The organism is Arthrobacter sp. KBS0703 (assembly GCF_002008315.2).
In the GTDB taxonomy this organism is placed as follows: Bacteria; Actinomycetota; Actinomycetes; order Actinomycetales; family Micrococcaceae; genus Arthrobacter.
The window spans coordinates 3580124-3597222 of sequence record NZ_MVDG02000001.1 but is presented as its reverse complement, the minus strand read 5'-3'; the positions used below and the strand labels follow the sequence as shown (position 1 = coordinate 3597222).

The 17099-nt window shown below is 66.1% G+C and carries 13 protein-coding genes; 7 read left to right on the top strand and 6 right to left on the bottom strand.

All coding sequences use genetic code 11. The annotated features are described in order from the left end of the window. Nucleotides 1-68 precede the first annotated feature (68 nt). The 3 genes from B1A87_RS16730 to B1A87_RS16720 are packed head-to-tail and all read left to right on the top strand — an operon-like array spanning nt 69 to nt 2515. Complete coding sequence (locus B1A87_RS16730) at nt 69-854, top strand: urease accessory protein UreD (RefSeq protein ID WP_260681064.1); 786 nt, start codon at nt 69-71, stop codon at nt 852-854. Continuing rightward, nucleotides 854-1897, top strand: a complete 1044-nt coding sequence (locus tag B1A87_RS16725) for a HoxN/HupN/NixA family nickel/cobalt transporter (RefSeq protein ID WP_078027354.1) — start codon at nt 854-856, stop codon at nt 1895-1897. Before B1A87_RS16730 ends, B1A87_RS16725 begins: the two co-directional genes overlap by 1 nt. 33 nt (nt 1898-1930) lie before the next feature. Beyond that, on the top strand, nt 1931-2515 hold the full coding sequence (locus tag B1A87_RS16720; RefSeq protein WP_078027353.1) for an HhH-GPD-type base excision DNA repair protein: 585 nt from the start codon (nt 1931-1933) through the stop codon (nt 2513-2515). A 64-nt stretch (nt 2516-2579) separates the two neighbouring features. Here B1A87_RS16720 and B1A87_RS16715 read toward each other — a convergent pair whose 3' ends face one another. The 4 genes from B1A87_RS16715 to B1A87_RS16700 form a co-directional block, all read right to left on the bottom strand. Further along, the gene (locus B1A87_RS16715; protein WP_078027352.1) at nt 2580-3539 is read right to left on the bottom strand and encodes a carbohydrate kinase; all 960 of its coding nucleotides are present in this window, start codon (nt 3537-3539) and stop codon (nt 2580-2582) included. 110 nt (nt 3540-3649) lie between these two features. After that, complete coding sequence (locus tag B1A87_RS16710; protein WP_078027351.1) at nt 3650-4444, bottom strand: ATP-binding cassette domain-containing protein; 795 nt, start codon at nt 4442-4444, stop codon at nt 3650-3652. Next, nucleotides 4441-5487 (bottom strand): ABC transporter permease, encoded by a 1047-nt coding sequence (locus tag B1A87_RS16705; RefSeq protein ID WP_056631709.1) that lies wholly within the window; start codon nt 5485-5487, stop codon nt 4441-4443. Before B1A87_RS16705 ends, B1A87_RS16710 begins: the two co-directional genes overlap by 4 nt. A gap of 148 nt (nt 5488-5635) precedes the next feature. Then, complete coding sequence (locus tag B1A87_RS16700) at nt 5636-6754, bottom strand: substrate-binding domain-containing protein (protein ID WP_078027350.1); 1119 nt, start codon at nt 6752-6754, stop codon at nt 5636-5638. Between the two features lie 165 nt (nt 6755-6919). Here B1A87_RS16700 and B1A87_RS16695 point away from each other — a divergent pair, with 165 nt between their 5' ends. Together B1A87_RS16695 and B1A87_RS16690 are read left to right on the top strand one after the other, a co-directional pair. Beyond that, on the top strand, nt 6920-7918 hold the full coding sequence (locus tag B1A87_RS16695; protein ID WP_078027349.1) for a LacI family DNA-binding transcriptional regulator: 999 nt from the start codon (nt 6920-6922) through the stop codon (nt 7916-7918). A gap of 78 nt (nt 7919-7996) precedes the next feature. Further along, on the top strand, nt 7997-8290 hold the full coding sequence (locus B1A87_RS16690; RefSeq protein ID WP_078027348.1) for a putative quinol monooxygenase: 294 nt from the start codon (nt 7997-7999) through the stop codon (nt 8288-8290). 112 nt (nt 8291-8402) lie between these two features. On the opposite strand, the gene B1A87_RS16685 is transcribed toward B1A87_RS16690, so the two are convergent. After that, nucleotides 8403-11039: a GH32 C-terminal domain-containing protein gene (locus B1A87_RS16685; RefSeq protein ID WP_078027347.1), complete on the bottom strand. Its 2637-nt coding sequence runs from the start codon at nt 11037-11039 to the stop codon at nt 8403-8405. Between the two features lie 296 nt (nt 11040-11335). On the opposite strand from B1A87_RS16685, the gene B1A87_RS16680 reads away from it, so the two are divergent. Together B1A87_RS16680 and malQ are read left to right on the top strand one after the other, a co-directional pair. Continuing rightward, on the top strand, nt 11336-11674 hold the full coding sequence (locus tag B1A87_RS16680) for a hypothetical protein (RefSeq protein ID WP_078027346.1): 339 nt from the start codon (nt 11336-11338) through the stop codon (nt 11672-11674). A gap of 229 nt (nt 11675-11903) precedes the next feature. Next, a complete protein-coding gene (gene malQ / locus B1A87_RS16675) occupies nt 11904-14156 on the top strand; it encodes a 4-alpha-glucanotransferase (protein ID WP_078027345.1) in 2253 nt (750 codons plus the stop codon). Between the two features lie 13 nt (nt 14157-14169). Here the strand turns inward: malQ and B1A87_RS16670 are convergent, their stop codons facing one another. Then, complete coding sequence (locus B1A87_RS16670) at nt 14170-16989, bottom strand: alpha-amylase family glycosyl hydrolase (protein ID WP_078027344.1); 2820 nt, start codon at nt 16987-16989, stop codon at nt 14170-14172. Nucleotides 16990-17099 lie beyond the last annotated feature (110 nt).

Sequence of the window (17099 nt, the reverse complement as noted above, 5' to 3'; positions counted from 1 at the left end):
CCGCGTCCGCTGATCGGCCCGAGAGGGGCCGTCTTGAACTCCTCATCACTGAACGCCGCGGGAAATCGATTGCCTCGAGGCAGTTCCATCAAGGCGCCTTGAGAGTCCTTCGGCCGCACTACCTGGATGACAGCGGGCAGGTCTGCTATGTCGTCGTGAATCCGGGCGGGGCTTACCTTGGCGCTGATCTTTACGTCGTCGATGTGGAGGTGGGGGACGGGGCCAGGCTGCTGCTGACCACGCAGTCGGCGACGAAGATCTACCGGACCCCGGGGTCGTTCGCCGAGCAGCGGATGACCCTGCGGCTTGGAGACGGGGCGCAGCTCGAACTCGCGCCGGACCAGCTCATCGCGTACCGGGAGGCAAGCTACCGGCAGAACACGCACATCACGGTGCGGCCGTCGTCGAGCCTGATGATGTCCGAGGTGATCACGCCGGGGTGGTCGCCGGACGGCGCCTCCTTCCGGTACAAGGAACTCCGGCTCCGCAACGAGATCCGCGTGGAGACTGGCTCCGGCACCGAACTCCTGGCACTCGACAACCTGCTGGTCCGTCCGCCCCTCAACGACGTCACCGGGATGGCCTTCATGGAGGGCTTCAGCCACCTGGGATCGCTCATTGTCGTGGACCCGCGCGTGGACCAGGCGCTCGCCGACGAACTCCACGTGGCGACGCAGGCCCACGACGCCTACACCGGAATTTCCCTGACCGGCTCCGTGGCCGGCACCACCGGCCTCATAGTGCGTTCGCTGGCCAACAGCACGGAGGAGCTCGCCCGATTGCTGGGTGCGTGCACAGCACTGTTGCGTCACAATTGGAATGGTCAGGATCCCCTGAACTTGAGGAAGCACTGATGACAACGCTGACAGACCTGGCCGTCCTCTACCGCTCTCGCGAACACCTGTCAGTGCGCACCAGGCTGCTGTGGACGTTCGGTGCTGTTATCGCCTTGCACGTTGCCGCCGTCGTTCTTCTCGCACTCGGCACGGCAAGCGCCGGCCAGCCGCTGGCGCTGGGGCTGGTCCTGACTGCCTATGTGGCAGGAATTAGGCACAGCTACGACTGGGACCACATCGCAGCGATCGACAACTCCACGCGGAAGTTCGTCGCGCAGCGGCGGGACCCTGTCAGCGTCGGTTTCGCATTCAGCCTGGGCCACAGCTCAGTGGTGGTGCTGGCAGGCGTTTTCGTGGTTTCCGGCGCCTCCGCCGTCGGGCGCCTCATGGAGGAGGGCAGCACCGGGAACCTCGCACTGGGGCTCATTGGAAGCGGAGTCTCCGGGCTGTTCCTGCTGCTGATGGGCATCTTCAACGGCTCCGCGTTCGTGCGGACGGCACAGCTGTACCGCAGCTCCAGGACGGGTGCGAGCATCTCCATGGATGACCTCGAGACGAAGGGCTTCATGGCGCGCCTGTTGGCCAGACCGCTGTCCCGGGTCCAGCACCCGCGCAACATCTATGCAATCGGCTTCCTGTTCGGGCTGGGGTTCGACACGGCCACCACCATCGGCCTGCTTGTCATGACAACAGCGGCGTCACTCGCCGGGGTGTCGCCGCTGGCCTTGATGGCGTTGCCGTTCGCCTTCGCGGCGTCAATGACATTCTGCGATTCATTGAACGGCGTGGCCATGATGCGGATGTACAAGTCAGCCATTCATGACCCCAGCCGAAAGCTTGGTTTCAACGCCCTGGTGACGGGAATTTCGGCCGTGTCGGCACTGTTCGTCTCCGTCATCACCCTCGGGGGCCTTTTTGATGCGGCGTTCGGCCTGGGAGATCCCGTGACGGCGTGGCTGGCGTCCATCGATCTGGGCGACGCCGGGCTGCTGCTCGTGGCTGCTTTCCTGACGGTGTGGGGAGCCGCGACCGTGCATGGCCGGATGAAGGGCAACGCCTGACGCGGACCCGGAGCAGATGGAAGGATAGGACGCATGGAACTGCACATCACGGGGGACCCCGCCGCCGACAAGTTACTCAGCGATGACTCGTTTGCGCTGCTCACCGGCATGCTGCTTGACCAGCAGGTGACCATGGAGTCGGCGTTTGCCGGTCCCGAAAAGATCCGGACGCGTATCGGATCCATGGATCCCGCGGCGATCGCCGGTTACGACCCCCAGGGCTTCGTGGAGGTGTTCAAGGAGCGGCCGGCCGTGCACCGGTTCCCGGGATCCATGGCGGGACGTGTCCAGGCCCTCGCTGATGCGGTGCACCGCGAGTGGAACGGCGACGCCGAAACCATCTGGACGCAGGGAGACCCCGACGGCCAGGAGGTGCTGCGCCGGCTCAAGTCATTACCGGGATTCGGCGAGCAGAAGGCAAAGATCTTCCTGGCGCTCCTTGGCAAGCAGTGCGGCCTCCAGGCAGAGGGCTGGCGCGAGGCCGCGGGCCACTACGGCCAGGAGGATGCGTACCTGTCTGTTGCCGACATTGTGGATCCGGAGTCGCTGAGCAAGGTGCGCGCCAGCAAGCAGGCGGCCAAGGCCGCCGCCAAGGCCGCGAAGGACGCCGGGCACTGAACCGGCGGCGCCGCAACCCAGGCGCCGTAACAGCGCCCCCGCATTCAAGAAGCAGGTGCCTGGATCACGCGACGACGGCGGCAGGAACGGCCGCGCCGTCCGGCAGGTCCGCGAGCAGCTCGTCGGCCGTGGGCGGGTTCGCGCCGGGCCGGCGCACAGTAATGGCCGCGGCCTTGGACGCGGTGCGCCCGAGGGTCTCCAGCACTGCCGGAGCCAATCCGTCGGTCCCGCGTGCGAGCAGGCCGTAGATCAGTGCCGCCATGTAGGAGTCGCCGGCGCCAATGGTGTCGGCCACTACCGACCTTATGGCCGGGATGTGCAGCTGCGTGGCCGGGGTGGCCAGCAGCGATCCCTCGGAGCCGCAGGTCACCACGGCCAGCCCGGCGCCCAGGCCCAGGATCCTCGCGGCGGCCTCCTCAAGCTGCAACCCCGGGTACAGCCACCCGGCGTCTTCATCGCTGAGCTTGACCACGTCGGTCAGCGGAACCAGCTCCTCGAAGATGGCCCGGGCCTCTGCCTGGCTGCCCAGCAGGGCAGGACGGATGTTGGGATCGTAGGTGACCATGCATTCACGGTGCGCCTGTTCCAGGACCGCCTTGACCGCGGCGGCGCCGGGTGCCAGGAATGTGGCGATGGAGCCGGTGTGGAGCACCTTGGGGAGGAACGCCGGTGCCACAGGCGGGAGTTCCCAGCTGATGTCGAAGTCGTACCTGGCGGAGCCGTCGGCTGCCAGGGTGGCGGTGGCGGACGCAGTCCGGCCCGGCGTCTTGGAACCGGGGAGGAGCACGACGCCGGCGCTGCCCAGGTGCGCCTCGATCGCTGCGCCGCGGTCGTCGTCGCCGATTGATGTCAGAAGGGCAGCGCGGATGCCGAGGCGTCCAAGCCCGTAGGCGACGTTCGCCGGCGATCCGCCGGGGTGTTCAACGTTGCCTTCCGGAGAGGTGACGACGTCAACCAGCGCTTCGCCGATGACGATGACGTCAGGGGTTGACGGGGGAGCTGTGCTGGAAGGGGGCTTAAGCATGGGAGGGCCTTTCATGGAGCCGTCCGCGGACCTGTCAAAGGCCCGCGGACGGAGTTGGGGAAGGTAGAACGGTGCTGCAGAAAAACGCTGGTGCTGTAATCCGGTGGCCGTCAGGCGGTGGCGGCACCCGTCATGATCGCCACCGCATCGGTCATGCTGTGCGACTGCGGCGTGATGGTGGCCGCGCACTTGCCGAGGCGCTGGATGTGGATCCGGTCGGCCACGTCAAACACGTGGGGCATGTTGTGGCTGATCAGGATGACCGGCAGGCCCCTGTCCCGGAGGTCCCGGACCAGCTGCAGGACCTGATTTGATTCCCGCACGCCGAGGGCCGCCGTCGGCTCGTCGAGCACAACCACTTTGGAGCCGAACGCTGCGGCGCGGGCCACGGCGACAGCCTGGCGCTGGCCACCGGACAGGTTTTCCACCGGCACCGTCACGTCCTGGAGCGTGGAGATGCCGAGCCGGGTCAGCTCTTCCTTGGCCTTGCGGCGCATTCCCTTGGTGTCGAGGACGCGGAAGATCTTTCCCAGCGGGCCGGGAACCCGCTCTTCCCGCCCCAGGAACAGGTTGGAGGCGACGTCGAGTGCAGGTGACACGGCAAGGTTCTGGTAGACCGTTTCGATGCCGTGGACGCGGGCGTCCTGCGGGCGCTTGAAGTGGACTTGCTGGCCGGAAACGAACAACTCGCCCGAGTCCGGGACCTCGGCCCCGGTGAGGCACTTGATGAGCGTGGATTTTCCGGCACCATTGTCGCCGATGATCGCCAGGACTTCGCCCGGGTACAGGTCGAGGCTGACGCCGTCCAGGCCCACAACCCGGCCGAAGGTCTTGACGAGGTTCTTGGCCTGCAGGATCGGCTGGCGGACCTCGGCCTTGGCCGGCTGGATTTCTGTGGCGGTCATGATTTCACCTTTCGGATCCACTGGTCGATCGACACAGCGAGGATGATGAGGACGCCCACGGCGAGGGTCTGGTAGAGCACATCGAGGCCGGCCAGCGACAGGCCGTTGCGGAATACCCCGACGATGAGCGCTCCGAGGAGGGATCCCCAGATTGAGCCGCGTCCGCCAAAGAGGCTGGTTCCGCCAATCACGACGGCGGTGATGGAGTCGAGGTTCAGGTCCACGCCGGCGTTGGGGCTGGCTGCGTTCGTGCGGCCGATCTGGATCCACGCGCCGACGGCCAACACGGCCCCCGCTGCGAGGTAAACGCTCATCAGGACACGGTTCACCGGGATGCCGGCCAGGCGGGCGGCTTCCTTGTCATCGCCCACCGCGTAGACGTGTCGGCCCCAGGCGGTCTTGCCGAGGATGAAGGCGACCGCGATGTAGAGCAAGAGCATCATGACCACGCCGGTGGAGATCCGCACGGGGCCAACCGGGAACGTGCTGCCCATCCATGTCAGCAGTCCGGGCATGCTGGAGCCGCGGACTGTGGAGCCGCCGGAGTAGAGAAGCGTCACGGCGATGAAGATGTTCAGCGTTCCGAGCGTGACGATGAACGGGGGGAGCCGGAACCTGGTGACCAGGAAACCGTTCAGCGCCCCCGCTGCCAGACCCACGACGAGGCCAAGGAGGAGAGCGAGCGGAGCGGGCGCGCCGCTGCCGACGGCCAGCTGTGCCACCACCATGGAGGCAAGGATCATGACGGCGCCCACCGAGAGATCGATGCCGGCGGTGAGGATGATGAGGGTCTGGGCGATGGCGAGGGTTCCCACCACCGAAACCTGCTGGGTGATCAAGGACAGGTTCTCGACCCGGAGGAACCTCTCATTGAGGAGCCCGAAGACCACCACCGCAACCAGCAGGACAATGGCCGGGCTTAGTGCGGGATAGCGGTGGAGGATGTTGCGGATTCGGCTGAGCGGGGTCTGGCGGTCGAGGAATTCCTCGGCCGGGTCTGCATGCCCTGCGGCGGGCGGGCCGGCGGTCTGTTGCTGGGTCACTGTTGCTCCTGAACTTCAAGGTCCTGCTGGGGCTGGTTCGGCTGGTGCTGGTGCGGCGGCTGCTGCTTCTGCAGTCAATTCTCGCGCTGTGAACCGCGGGAAGGTACTGCAACTTCAGCACCTTCCCGCGGTGCGAGGTCCACGCTGGCTACTTGCCCCAGCAGATCTTGGAGGCCTCGGACGTGGTGATGCTCTTGACGCCGTCTACGGCCTTGTCCGTGACGAGCTCGACGCCGGTGTTGTAGAAGTCCAGTCCTTCTGAGTTGGCTGGCTTCTGTCCGGTCTTGGCCAGCTCAACGATGGCCTTGACACCCAATTCCGCCATCTTCACCGGGTACTGCTGGGCAGTGGCGCCGATGACGCCGGCCTTGACGTTGTTGACGCCCGAGCAGCCGCCATCCACGGACACCACCAAGACGTCCTTTTCCTTGCCGGCGGACTTCAGCGCCTCGAAGGCACCGGCCGCAGCCGGCTCGTTGATCGTGTAGACCACGTTGATGTTCGGGTTCTTGGCGAGGAGGGTTTCCATGGCGGTCCGGCCGCCGTCCTCAGCACCCTGGCTTGCCTGGCTGCCCACGATCTCGTAGTCGCCGCCCTTGCCGCCGGTGTACTTGCCGGTCTTGGCCTCGTCACCGTTCTTCTTCTTGTCCGCGGTGTCGATGCCGAGGCCGGTCAGGAAGCCCTGGTCCCGGTTGTAGTCCACGGAGACGACCTTGTCGTCGAACAGGTCCAGCAGCGCGATGGTGGCCTTCTTTCCGCCAAGCTGCGCGGCCGTCCACTTGCCGATCAGTTCACCAGCGGCGAAGTTGTCGGTGGCGAAAGTGATGTCGGCGGCGTCAGCGGGGTCCGGCGGCGTGTCCAGGGCGATGACGAACAGGCCGGCGTCCTTGGCTTTCTTCAGCGCATCCACGACGGAAGGGCCGTTGGGCGTGATGAGGATGCCTTTGTCGCCTTTGGAGATTGCGTTTTCGATGGCCTGGATCTGGGTCTCTTCGTCACCGTCGGCCTTGCCGGCTGCGAGCTTGAGGTCCACGCCGTCGGTTTCGGCGGCCTTCTTTGCGCCGTCCTGCATGGAAACGAAGAACGGGTTCGAGGTGGTCTTCACAATCAGGGACACGCCGACCTTCTCGGCCGAAGAGCTTCCGGTTGACGAGGTGCTTGGGGAACTCCCGCCGCAAGCGGTCAGGCTGAGCGTGCCGAGGGTCAGAACTGCACCGATGGCAAGCAGGCGGTGGGTGACTGTCCGCGGGGCTTTGGAACTCAACATTGAATCTCCTGGTTTCGTGGCACTTCTGGTGCCTGACAACGATGTCATGCATCATGTAATCAAGATCACAAGGTACAGTCAAGTGAAATTCCATGATGAAGGACCCTACTAATGACAACGATGTCTAATCGTTACCAGCCTGAGCCGACAAAGAACCGGCCCACGATGCGCCACGTCGCGGCACTGGCCGGCGTCGGAATCAAGACCGTCTCCCGGGTGATGAACGATGAGCCGGGCGTGTCCGAGGCAACCCGCCAGCGCGTCCTCGGCGCCTCCCAGCAGCTCAATTACCAGCTGGACATGGCGGCGGGAAGCCTTCGCCGGGCGGGCCGCCAGACCCTTTCCATCGGTCTCCTGCTGCCAAGCGTGTCCAACCCCTTCAGCGGCGAGATTCACCGCGCCATGGAGGACGCCCTGACCGCTCGAGGCATTGCGGTCTTTGCCGCCAGCCTCGACGACGACCCGGAACGGGAGAAAGCCCTGGTTGCCGCCTTCCTGGGCCGGCGTGTGGACGGCCTGGTCCTGACGCCCATCGCGAAAAGCCAGTCCTACGTCATCCCGGAGCACTCACGCGACCTGCCCATGGTCTTCATCGACCGCGAACCCGTGGGCATCGAGGCGGACGCCGTGGTGACGGATAACGCCGTTGGATCAGCCATGGCCGCCGGCCACCTGATCGCACACGGCCACTCCAAGCTCGCCTACCTGGGTGACCGTACAGACATCCAAACAGCCCGCGAACGCAGACGGGGTTTCATCGAGGAACTCGGCCGGGCTGGCATCGCGACCTCCTCGGTTCCAGTGCTCGAGGGCCTGCATAACGAGGAGGCAGCCCGCCAGGCGGCCCTTGAGCTGCTGAGGTCCGACGATCCGCCCACCGCCATCTTCTCCAGCCAGAACCTCGTCACCTTCGGGGTCATGCGGGCTCTGAAGGAGCTCGGTGCCAGCAAGCGGGTGGCCCTGGTGGGGTTCGACGACTTCACCCTGGCGGACATGATGGACCCCGGCATCACCGTCATCGCGCAGCATCCGGAGCGGATCGGGAAGCTCGCCGCGGAGCGGCTCCTGGCCAGGATCGACGGCGACCAGCGCGCCCCGCAGACGTATGTCGTCCCGTCGGAACTCGTTCAGCGGGGATCCGGGGAGATCCGGCCGCCGCACTGAGCCGCACCCGGCCGCCTGCCTAGTTTCAACCGGCCCATATTGATCCCAAACCACATCAATCCACCAGAGGGGAATCCCATGACCAAAACGCTGTACGCCGAATTCACCGTGAAGCCCGGCAGCGAAGCCCGCGTCGCGGAAATGATGCGCGAACTGACAGAAAAGGTCCGCAGCGAGCCTGGCAACCAGCTGTTCCTCCCGTACACCCGGGAAAACAATCCCCGGGAGTACTTCGTATTCGAGGTCTACGAGGACGACGCGGCATTCCAAGAGCACATCAGCGCGGATTACGGGGCAACGTTCAACGGCGAACTGGCGGATCACATCGAGGAGGACGGCTCGGTGCTGACCTGGCTCCAGCCGGTTCACTGATTCGCGCTGCAGGCTGTGCCTGGCAACGATGAGGGCCGGTGCCCGCATAATTCATGCGGGCACCGGCCCTTTCGCTGCTGTCTCAGTGAGCTGATGGGACCAGCCCGGGACGCTAGCCCCGGTTCTTACTGGGCTTGTCCGCCGCGCCGGACATGGAGTTGGCCAGCGGCGTGACAGTGATCGACTTCAGCTGGGCGGTGCCGCCTTCGGCGAAGAGTGCCACCTGGTTTGCACCCTGATCGGGGAAGACCTGGTCCGTGATGGTCCGCAGCCCGTTCTGGGCGAAGACCTCCACCGATGACCGGTCGACGTAGATGCGCAGGGTCACGTTGCCGCTGGCATCCACCGTGACAGGCGCCGACTCCACCGAGGCGAAAAGCGGGTGGAAGGCAGTGTTTCCGGAGTTGCTCCGGTCCACGTACAGATCCCCGGCTGCCTTGTCATAGCCAATGACGGTTGACGTGCCGCCGTTCCCGAGCACCGTGATTCCCGACTTCGACGCAGTCCCGGGCGCCAGCGTCACGTCGATCCGTTGCACCTGCCCAAAGGCAGCCGCCGGTAGCGGATGGGTGCCCGGGGCGATGTTGCGCGCATGCTTTTCCGCATAGCTCACCCCGGTGCCGAGGCCATCCACCTGCTGGGCGGGCTTCTGCGTCAGCCGCGGCCCGCTTGAGGTCTGGGTCAGCGCAACCTGGCGGGGCAGGGACATGGCGCTGCGCCAGGGCGTCGTCGGAATGCTGTTGGCGTAGTCCCAGTTGTTCATCCAGCCGAGCATGATGCGCTTGTCCTGGGGCATGTTGCCGAAGGAAACGGACGCGTAGTAGTCGCGGCCGTAATCCAGCCAGTCGTAGGACTGCAGCCTGGGCGTTGCCGGCCGGGGTGATGCCACGAACTCATCGGCAAGGATGTGGCCCCAGCCGAACCGGTTGTTGTCCACCACCCTGATGGTGGCCCGCTGCCCCTTGAATTCCGCGACGTTCCAGGATGTCCAGTCCAGGACTTCGCTGTTCGCGCCGGTGGCCGTCCGGACCACCTGGCCGCCGACCACGAGGTTCACGGTGGTCTCGTCGGAGCGCGGAACGGCCGCCTGGTCGGTGAGCATGACGTGGTCAAGGGTGAGGTGCCCCCAGCCTCCCGTGGCCTGGTCCACGATTCGCAGTTGTGCGGGCTGTCCGGCGAATTCCGACACATCCCAGCCCTTCCAGTTCAGGGCCCCGGCGTCGTCGCCTGCCAGGCGCCGCACCACGTTGCCGTTCACCAGCAGCTGGGCCTCGAGAACCTGGCCCGAGTCCGCCGTGCGGTGCCCGCCGCCCACCAGCATGCTCATGAAGTTCCGGGACAGGATGAACGACGGCGACGTCATGGTTCCTTGCCTGTCGTCACCGGGAGCTCCGCCCGCTTCGAACGTGTTGATGCGCTTTGCGCCGATGAAGAAGTCACCGCCCGCCGTGGCGGGCTGGAACGCCGGGGCGAGATCGCCGGTCCCGGTCCAGCCGGCGTCGGCCAGGGTGGAACCGTCGGCGACTTCGAAACCGTTGAACAGCAGGTCGCCGGGCGGCGGTGTGTTGTCGAGCTTGTCCGAGACGCGCGGATGCTGGCCCCCGCCCACCAGGAAGTTGAGGTAGTCACTGTCCACCGTGAATTCCGGGGAGTTCACGGAGCCGAGTGGCCAGTCGCCGTCGTTAAAGGAGTTGACCAGTCCGGTGCCCGCGAAACCGGTGACGGCGTTCTGCCCTGGCAGGGTTCCGGCCGCGGGGGCATCCCCGAACGGCCCGTTCTTCCGGTTGCCGGGTTCGTTGGCCACCGTCCAGCCGTTGTACGTGCCGTCGTTGAAGCCTGCAAGGGGTGTGCCGGCGGGCAATGAGTCGCTGGCCTTCGTGCTCTCGGAAGTGAAGGTGGTGCCGTCGAACTTGCCCACGAAATACTGGCCGGCCGATCCTCCTGCCACACCGCCGGGATTGATGTTGACCACCATGACCCACTTGACGTTCGCCGGATCGCCGTCGACCGCGAGCGGGAAGAGGTCGGGGCATTCCCACAGCCCGCCCGTGGCGTTGGCCGGACCGAACTCGCTGAGCGGCGTCCAGTCCTTGAGGTTGCTGGACTTGTAGAGCAGCACCTTGTGTTCCGTTGCCTCGACCGCAGCCATCACCCAGTAGCCGCCCCCTCCGGGCGAGCTGTACCAGAACACCTTGGGGTCGCGGAAGTTCGCCGAATTGCGGTTGAGCACCGGGTTGGCGGCGTACTTTGTCCAGGTCTGGCCGTCATCGAGGCTGTAGGCCAGCGACTGTGCCTGCAGCCCCCGGTATGGTGAGGCGTCCTTGTAGGCGCTGGTGAAGATTGCCACCATGGGTGGTTTCCCGGCGGTTCCGAACCCGGACGAGTTGTTCGTGTCCACCACCACGCTGCCGGAGAAGATGTCCTGCTGGTCGTCTGTGGGGATGGCCAGCGGCTGCTCCTTCCAGTGCACCAGGTCTGTGGACGTGGCGTGGCCCCAGGACATGTTTCCCCACGTGTTTCCCGACGGGTTGTGCTGGTAGTAGAGGTGGTAGATGCCCTTGTAGTAGACCATCCCGTTGGGATCGTTCATCCAGTTCTGCTTCGGTGTGAAATGGATGGCCGGGCGGTACTGCTCGTCTCCTGCCGTTCCCGCCGCGCCTGCGGTTCCGGCTGCCGGTGCTGGTCCTGCTCCGGCCAGTGCCGCGGCCAGGCTGAGACCCGCCGTGATCAGCGCAGTGCATGCCTGCATTCTTCGTGATTTTCTGGTGTACATCTTGCTAAGATCGCCCTTCATCGCGCGTGTCCTCCCGCAGACAACGTTGTCAGTGTCTGGAACGCTAGGTGATGTCCACGAGACAAGTCAACGGTCGAATCTGGCGGCTAACCCTGCCAACCGCAAGTCGCCGTTGACTGTTATTGGGGCCCACCTGCGGCAAGCAAAGGCCCGCAGCAACGCCGACACCGTTGTCAGGCGGAACGCTAGGCGGCGCTGGCTCCGGCGTTGGCCTGCACCGGCTGCCATCAGCCGGTTGTTAGGCTGGCAGCATGAAACGTTCCTTCCTCGCACTGTCCATGCTCCCCGCGCTGGTATTTCTGGCGGGCTGCGGCCAGGCCCAGGGAGCGGTTCAGAACGCGGCCAGCTCGGCGGCGTCCGGAGTTGCCAACGCCGCGGCCGAGCAGGTGAAGGGCCAGATCTGCGCTCTGCTGGAGGACGGACTGGTCAGCGCGTCGGACAAGGCTGCACTGACAGGACTCGTGGCCGGCGCCGAAACCGCCGGAGTTCCGTCCGAGATCACGGCCCCCCTCAGGGAGATTGCCCAGGCCGGAGACCAGGTTCCCAGCGACTCTGTCGCCCGGCTCCAGAAGGCCTGTACCGCATCCTGAGCTACGTGTTCCCGAATGCGGGCAGGACCCCTGCGGCCCGCCTCACCCAGCGCCTAGCCCTTTGCCCCGAAGCCTTGGGCAACACGCGTCATGGCCCGTAGCGCTGGACCCGGCCCGGCGTCGCCCTGCAATAATCGGAACCAGCAGTTGCGCCCATGCTGAAAAGCGGCCGGCCGCAACGGGCAGCACTGTAATTTCGGGCCGATCACAGCAGACGAGGCGGACATAAATGAAGGCTCCCAGCCAGCACGAGGCATCGTCCGGAACACCGGCCGATCCGGACGCCAACCAGACGGCTGCGGGCACCGCACGGGAGCAAGCTGATTCCCAGCATAACGAGCCGGGGCTCGCCGGTTCCGTCAGCCCCGAGCTCTTGCATTGGCTCGCAGAGGTCCACGGTGTGGAGACGTCGTATCAGGGCTGGGACGGGCTGCCGCATGAGGTTGCGCCGGCCACACTCGTCCGCGTCCTGGCCGCCCTGGGTGTGCAGGCCAGCACGGACCAGCTCATCGAGGCGGCACTGGCCGACGCGGAGCTGGCGCCCTGGCGGCGGATGCTGCCTCCCGCCGTCGTGGCCCAGGAAGGCGCCCCGGCGCTGGTCCCGGTTCATGTCCGGCACGGCGCCGCGGTCCGCCTGACTGTCTCAACGGAGGACGGACGGGAGCTCGTCGCCCCGCAGCAGGACATCTGGGTGGAGCCGCGCGTCGTAGACGGTGTGAGCATCGGCCGGGCCACCTTCGACGTGCCGGACAATACCGGCCTGGGCTGGCACACGCTGCGGGCTGAGTCCGATGGCAAGGTTGCGGAGGCCGCGCTGGTGGTGGTTCCCGCCCGGCTGTCCACGGCCGCCGCGCTGGAGGAGCGCCGCGGCTGGGGCCTTGCCACACAGTTGTACTCCGTACGTTCCAAGCGGTCCTGGGGCATCGGCGACTTCGCCGACCTTGCGGAACTGGCCGCGCTCGCGGGTGCCCACGGCGCCGACTATGTGCTGGTGAACCCGCTGCATGCTGCGGAGCCCGTGCCGCCGATGGAGCCCTCCCCGTATTCGCCGTCCACGCGGCGTTTCTTCAACCCGCTCTACCTGAGGATCGAGGCGATCCCCGAGCTGGCCTATCTGAAACCGAAAACGCAGGCAGTCATTCACAGCCTCAGGAAACAGGCGCAGAAGCTGAACAAGGACACCACCCGGCTGGACCGGGACACCGTGTACGCCGCGAAGCTGGCCGCGCTGGAACTGCTGCACCAAGCCCGCCGTTCGCCCTCCCGGCAGCAGGCGTTTGAGGACTTTTGCCGCGCGGCAGGTGCCGGCCTGGACGATTTCGCGCTCTGGTGCGCCGTGCGGGAGGACCTTGACGCCGATGACCCGTTTTGGACCGATCCCGCGGCGGCGCTCGGGTCGCCGCTGCTCGAGAGGCTGAGGACTGAACTCTCGGAACGGATCGACTTCCACCGCTGGCTGCAGTGGCTCTGCGACGAACAGCTCGAATCCGCCCAGCGCACCGCCAGGCGTGCCGGGATGCGTCTCGGCGTCGTCCATGACCTGGCCGTCGGGGCGGACCTCCAAAGCTCCGACGCCTGGACGCTGCGCGGCGTCCTCGCCCCCGGCGTCAGCGTGGGGGCGCCGCCGGACATGTACAACCAGCTGGGCCAGGACTGGCACCAGCCGCCCTGGCATCCCACCCGCCTCGCCGAAGCGGGCTACCAGCCGTTCCGGGAGATGCTGGCAACCGTGCTGCAGCATTCCGGCGGGATCCGGGTGGACCACATTCTCGGGTTTTTCCGGCTCTGGTGGGTGCCCGCGGGCAACTCGCCGGCGGACGGCGCCTACGTCCGCCTGGACCACGACGCCATGATCGGGATCCTCGCGCTGGAGGCCCAGCGCGCCGGCGCCGTAGTGATTGGGGAAGATCTGGGCACATTCGAGCCCTGGGTGCGGGATTACCTTGCCGCACGCGGGATTCTGGGCACCTCCATTCTGTGGTTTGAGAACGACGGCGACGCCCCGCTTCCGCCGGAACGGTACCGTGTGCAGGCGCTCTCCAGCGTGAACACGCACGACCTCCCGCCGACCGCGGGTTACCTCGCCGGAGACCACGTGACCCTCCGAAACGGGCTCGGCCTGCTGGAACGGTCCGCGGAGGAAGAACGGCTGGAGCACAACGCCAAGCTGGACAAAATGATGGGCCTGCTCCGGCAGCGCGGTCTCCTGCCCCCCGACGAGCCCGGCACCGAGCAGGAGCGGATCGAGGCACTGCACCGCCTGCTCGCGCAGTCCCCGTCGGTCCTGCTCGGTGTGGCGCTCGTGGATGCCGTGGGCGAACGCCGGGTGCAGAACCAGCCAGGGACAACGTCGGCTCAGTACCCCAACTGGCAGGTCCCGCTCGCTGATTCCGACGGCGAATCCGTCCTGCTCGACAGCCTGGCCGGCAACGAGCGGTTCAACTCGCTGCTGGCCGCGGTGGAGGAGTCGTTGCGCGGCTAGGAGCCCAATTCGTTCATCCGGCAGTAATCACGTGCGTGCTGTGGTCGTACCGGAAGGTGACCGGACCGCCGTCGTGATTCAACTGGACGTTGGACCCGTTCGGGGCGCCGTCCTGGCCGTAGTTCTCGTCCCAGGAACCGTTGATGGCGGCCTTGAATTCATACTGGCCGGCGGGAAGGTCCGCGGTCAGTTTCCAGATGCGGCTGGCCGGGTCCAGCGTCATGAACGCCGACTCGCACGCGGGCTGCCAGTCGTCAGGGCAGCCCATTTCGCTGTTGAGGCTGCCCGCCACGGTGACGCTTTCAGGCTGCGGTGCGGCTCCGACCAGCACGGTCCGCACGCCGCTCACCACGTTGAAACCTGAACCGGCCATCGTTGCCCGGTAGCGCACCTCGGTGCCGTCTGCCAGGTTCAGCGCGGCCAGATCGTCGGTCGCGGTGTAGGCGGGCGAGGATGAATCGGCCTCGCCGACCGCCCTCCACGGACCGCCGGCCACGCTCCGCTCAAAGCCCACCACGTGGCTGGCCTTTTCCGGATCCGCCGTGGCAACCACTTCCACGTTCCCCTGGACCGTGCTGCCTTCCGCCGGCTGCTGGATGGTCAGTGCGGGCGCGGGAACCGTTACGGCCCGCGCGCTGCTGACGGACGTGTGGCCCGCGTTGTCCAGTGCCACGGCACGGTACTCCACCCTGGCACCTGGGTTGAGCCCGGCGACGTCGTGGAACACGCGGTACGGGGCCGTGTCATCCGTGCCGATGGGCTCCCACCGTCCGCCGGGCCTCCTCGCCTGGAAGGTGACCTCGTAGAACGAAGTACCGCCGACGTCGGCCGTCACCTGCATCCTGCCGTTATCACCCTGGGAGGCGCCGGTGGGCGCCGCGGGGGTGGGGGCCCGAAGCGAGACAGCCGGTGCCGCTTTGGCTTTCGGAATCCGGCCGGATGACTCATAGACGACCGCGGACAGCGGCGGAACCGTGACGGTCAGCTTTCCGTCCGCGGACGTCTTGGCGTCGGCGGCCGCCGCCCCGTAGATGAGGCTGTAGTTGCGCTTCGCGATGTACGTGGGGACGGCCGCCGTCTGGGGCTGCTCGCTGTTGTTCAGTGCCACCACGTACTCGCGCTGGTCCTTGGAGTCGGTGCGGGAAAACGCGTAGATGCCGGGGCCGTCCGCCGCGTAACGGTGCTGGTGGGCGCCGTCGCGAAGGGCGGGATGGTCCTTGGCCAGCTTCGCCAGTTTACTGATCTTGCCGTACAGCGGATGCCCGGTGTTGAAGTTGTCGGTCGCATGCGTCACGTCGGTGCCGAGCAGGTCGTCGTCGAGGTATTCAGGCACCTTGCTGGCGAACAGTGTCTGGCGGGCGTCCTGGTCACCGCCGGAGCCGGTGAACCCCTGCTCGTCGCCGTAGTAAACCACCGGGTTGCCGCGGGAGAAGTACATCAGCTCGTGGGCCAGTTCGTCGCGGGCCACGCGTTCGGCATCGCTCGCGTCCGGGTTGTCCGAGCTGATGAAGCTGCCGATCCGGCCCATGTCGTGGTTGCCCAGGAAGGTGGGCAGTTGGTACACGTTGGAGTCGGCATCGGTGTAGCAGTCGTCCCCGTTGAAGAAGGTTGCCAGCTGCCTGGCATCCTGGCTCCGGGACGCGAAATTGCGGGCGGCGTCCTGGAACGGAAAGTCCAGCACGGCCTGCATGCTGTTGCGCGTGGTGAACTGCGATGTGAAGCTCTTGGACGTGTCGAAGACTTCGCCGAACATGAAGAACTCGTTCTTGCCCTGCTCCTTCGCGTAGCTGAGAACGTCGGGGCCGAAATCTTGCCAGAACTCGTCGTTGACGTGCTTCATCGTGTCGATCCGGAAGCCGTCCACGCCAAAATCCCTGATCCAGGTCTTGTAGATGTCCTTCATGCCGTCGACCACCTTGGGGTGCTCCGTGAAGAGGTCATCCAGGCCGAAGAAGTCTCCGTAGAAGGAGTTCTCCCCGGTAAAGGTGGTGTCCCCGCGGTTGTGGTACAGCGTGGGATCGTTGAGCCAGGCGGGAACCTTGAGGTTCTTCTCGGCGGGGTCAAGCACCGGCGTGTAGGGGAAGGACTTTTCTGCGTCGAGCTGTGGGAAGTCGGACTTGCCGGCGTAGTCGCGGTCATCGAAGACCGCCCCGGAGGCTGTGCGGTAGGGCGCCTTGTCCTTGGACACGTAGCCGGAGCGGGCGCCTTCCTTGTACCCGATGACGTCCGCCGTGTGGTTGGTGATGATGTCGAAGTACACCTTCATTCCGCGCGAATGGGCCTGGTCAATGAGCGCCTTCAGCTCCGCGTTGGTGCCCAGATGGGGGTCGATCTGCGTAAAGTCCGTGACCCAGTACCCGTGGTAACCGGCGGAGTTGTCCTCCGGCTGAACGGCCTTGTTCTTGAAGCTGGGCGTCAGCCAGATGGACGTGGTCCCCAGGCCTTGGATGTAATCGATCTTGTCCAGCAGCCCGTTCAGGTCGCCGCCGTTGTAGAAACCTTTGCGTTGGGGATCGAAGCCGGACACCATCGGATCCGGGCCGAGGCCGCCGTCGTCGTTGGCCGCGTTTCCGTTGCTGAACCTGTCCGCCATGACGAAGTAGAAGTTCTCGTCAGTTACCGGCGCCCGCAGGGAATGAGCGCCCGACGGCGGCCGGTCACCTGATGGCGAGCCCGGCCCCGATGTGCCGGGTGCCGTTGTGGCCGGTGCCGTTGTGGCCGGTGCCGTTGTGCCGGGTGCCGCTTGGGCGGGAAGAGCGGCCACTGCCACAAGGAGGAGGGCGGACGCCGCGGCCGCGGCACGGGAGAAAACGTGGACAGAGCTGGTGAACATGGCTGAAACCTTCCGCGAAGCGACTCTGCTTGTCCCGGTCCGTCCGGATGACCTGCCGGGCGACCTGCCCGACCCAAAAGTCATCGTTACAACGACGTAAGTGTCGCTGT

Coding starts and splice junctions, on each gene's coding strand:
- B1A87_RS16725 (WP_078027354.1), top strand. CDS start 854: ATGACAACGCTGACAGACCTGGCCGTCCTCTACCGCTCTCGCGAACAC.
- B1A87_RS16720 (WP_078027353.1), top strand. CDS start 1,931: ATGGAACTGCACATCACGGGGGACCCCGCCGCCGACAAGTTACTCAGC.
- B1A87_RS16715 (WP_078027352.1), bottom strand. CDS start 3,539: ATGCTTAAGCCCCCTTCCAGCACAGCTCCCCCGTCAACCCCTGACGTC.
- B1A87_RS16710 (WP_078027351.1), bottom strand. CDS start 4,444: ATGACCGCCACAGAAATCCAGCCGGCCAAGGCCGAGGTCCGCCAGCCG.
- B1A87_RS16700 (WP_078027350.1), bottom strand. CDS start 6,754: ATGTTGAGTTCCAAAGCCCCGCGGACAGTCACCCACCGCCTGCTTGCC.
- B1A87_RS16695 (WP_078027349.1), top strand. CDS start 6,920: ATGCGCCACGTCGCGGCACTGGCCGGCGTCGGAATCAAGACCGTCTCC.
- B1A87_RS16690 (WP_078027348.1), top strand. CDS start 7,997: ATGACCAAAACGCTGTACGCCGAATTCACCGTGAAGCCCGGCAGCGAA.
- B1A87_RS16685 (WP_078027347.1), bottom strand. CDS start 11,039: ATGCAGGCATGCACTGCGCTGATCACGGCGGGTCTCAGCCTGGCCGCG.
- B1A87_RS16680 (WP_078027346.1), top strand. CDS start 11,336: ATGAAACGTTCCTTCCTCGCACTGTCCATGCTCCCCGCGCTGGTATTT.
- malQ (WP_078027345.1), top strand. CDS start 11,904: ATGAAGGCTCCCAGCCAGCACGAGGCATCGTCCGGAACACCGGCCGAT.
- B1A87_RS16670 (WP_078027344.1), bottom strand. CDS start 16,989: ATGTTCACCAGCTCTGTCCACGTTTTCTCCCGTGCCGCGGCCGCGGCG.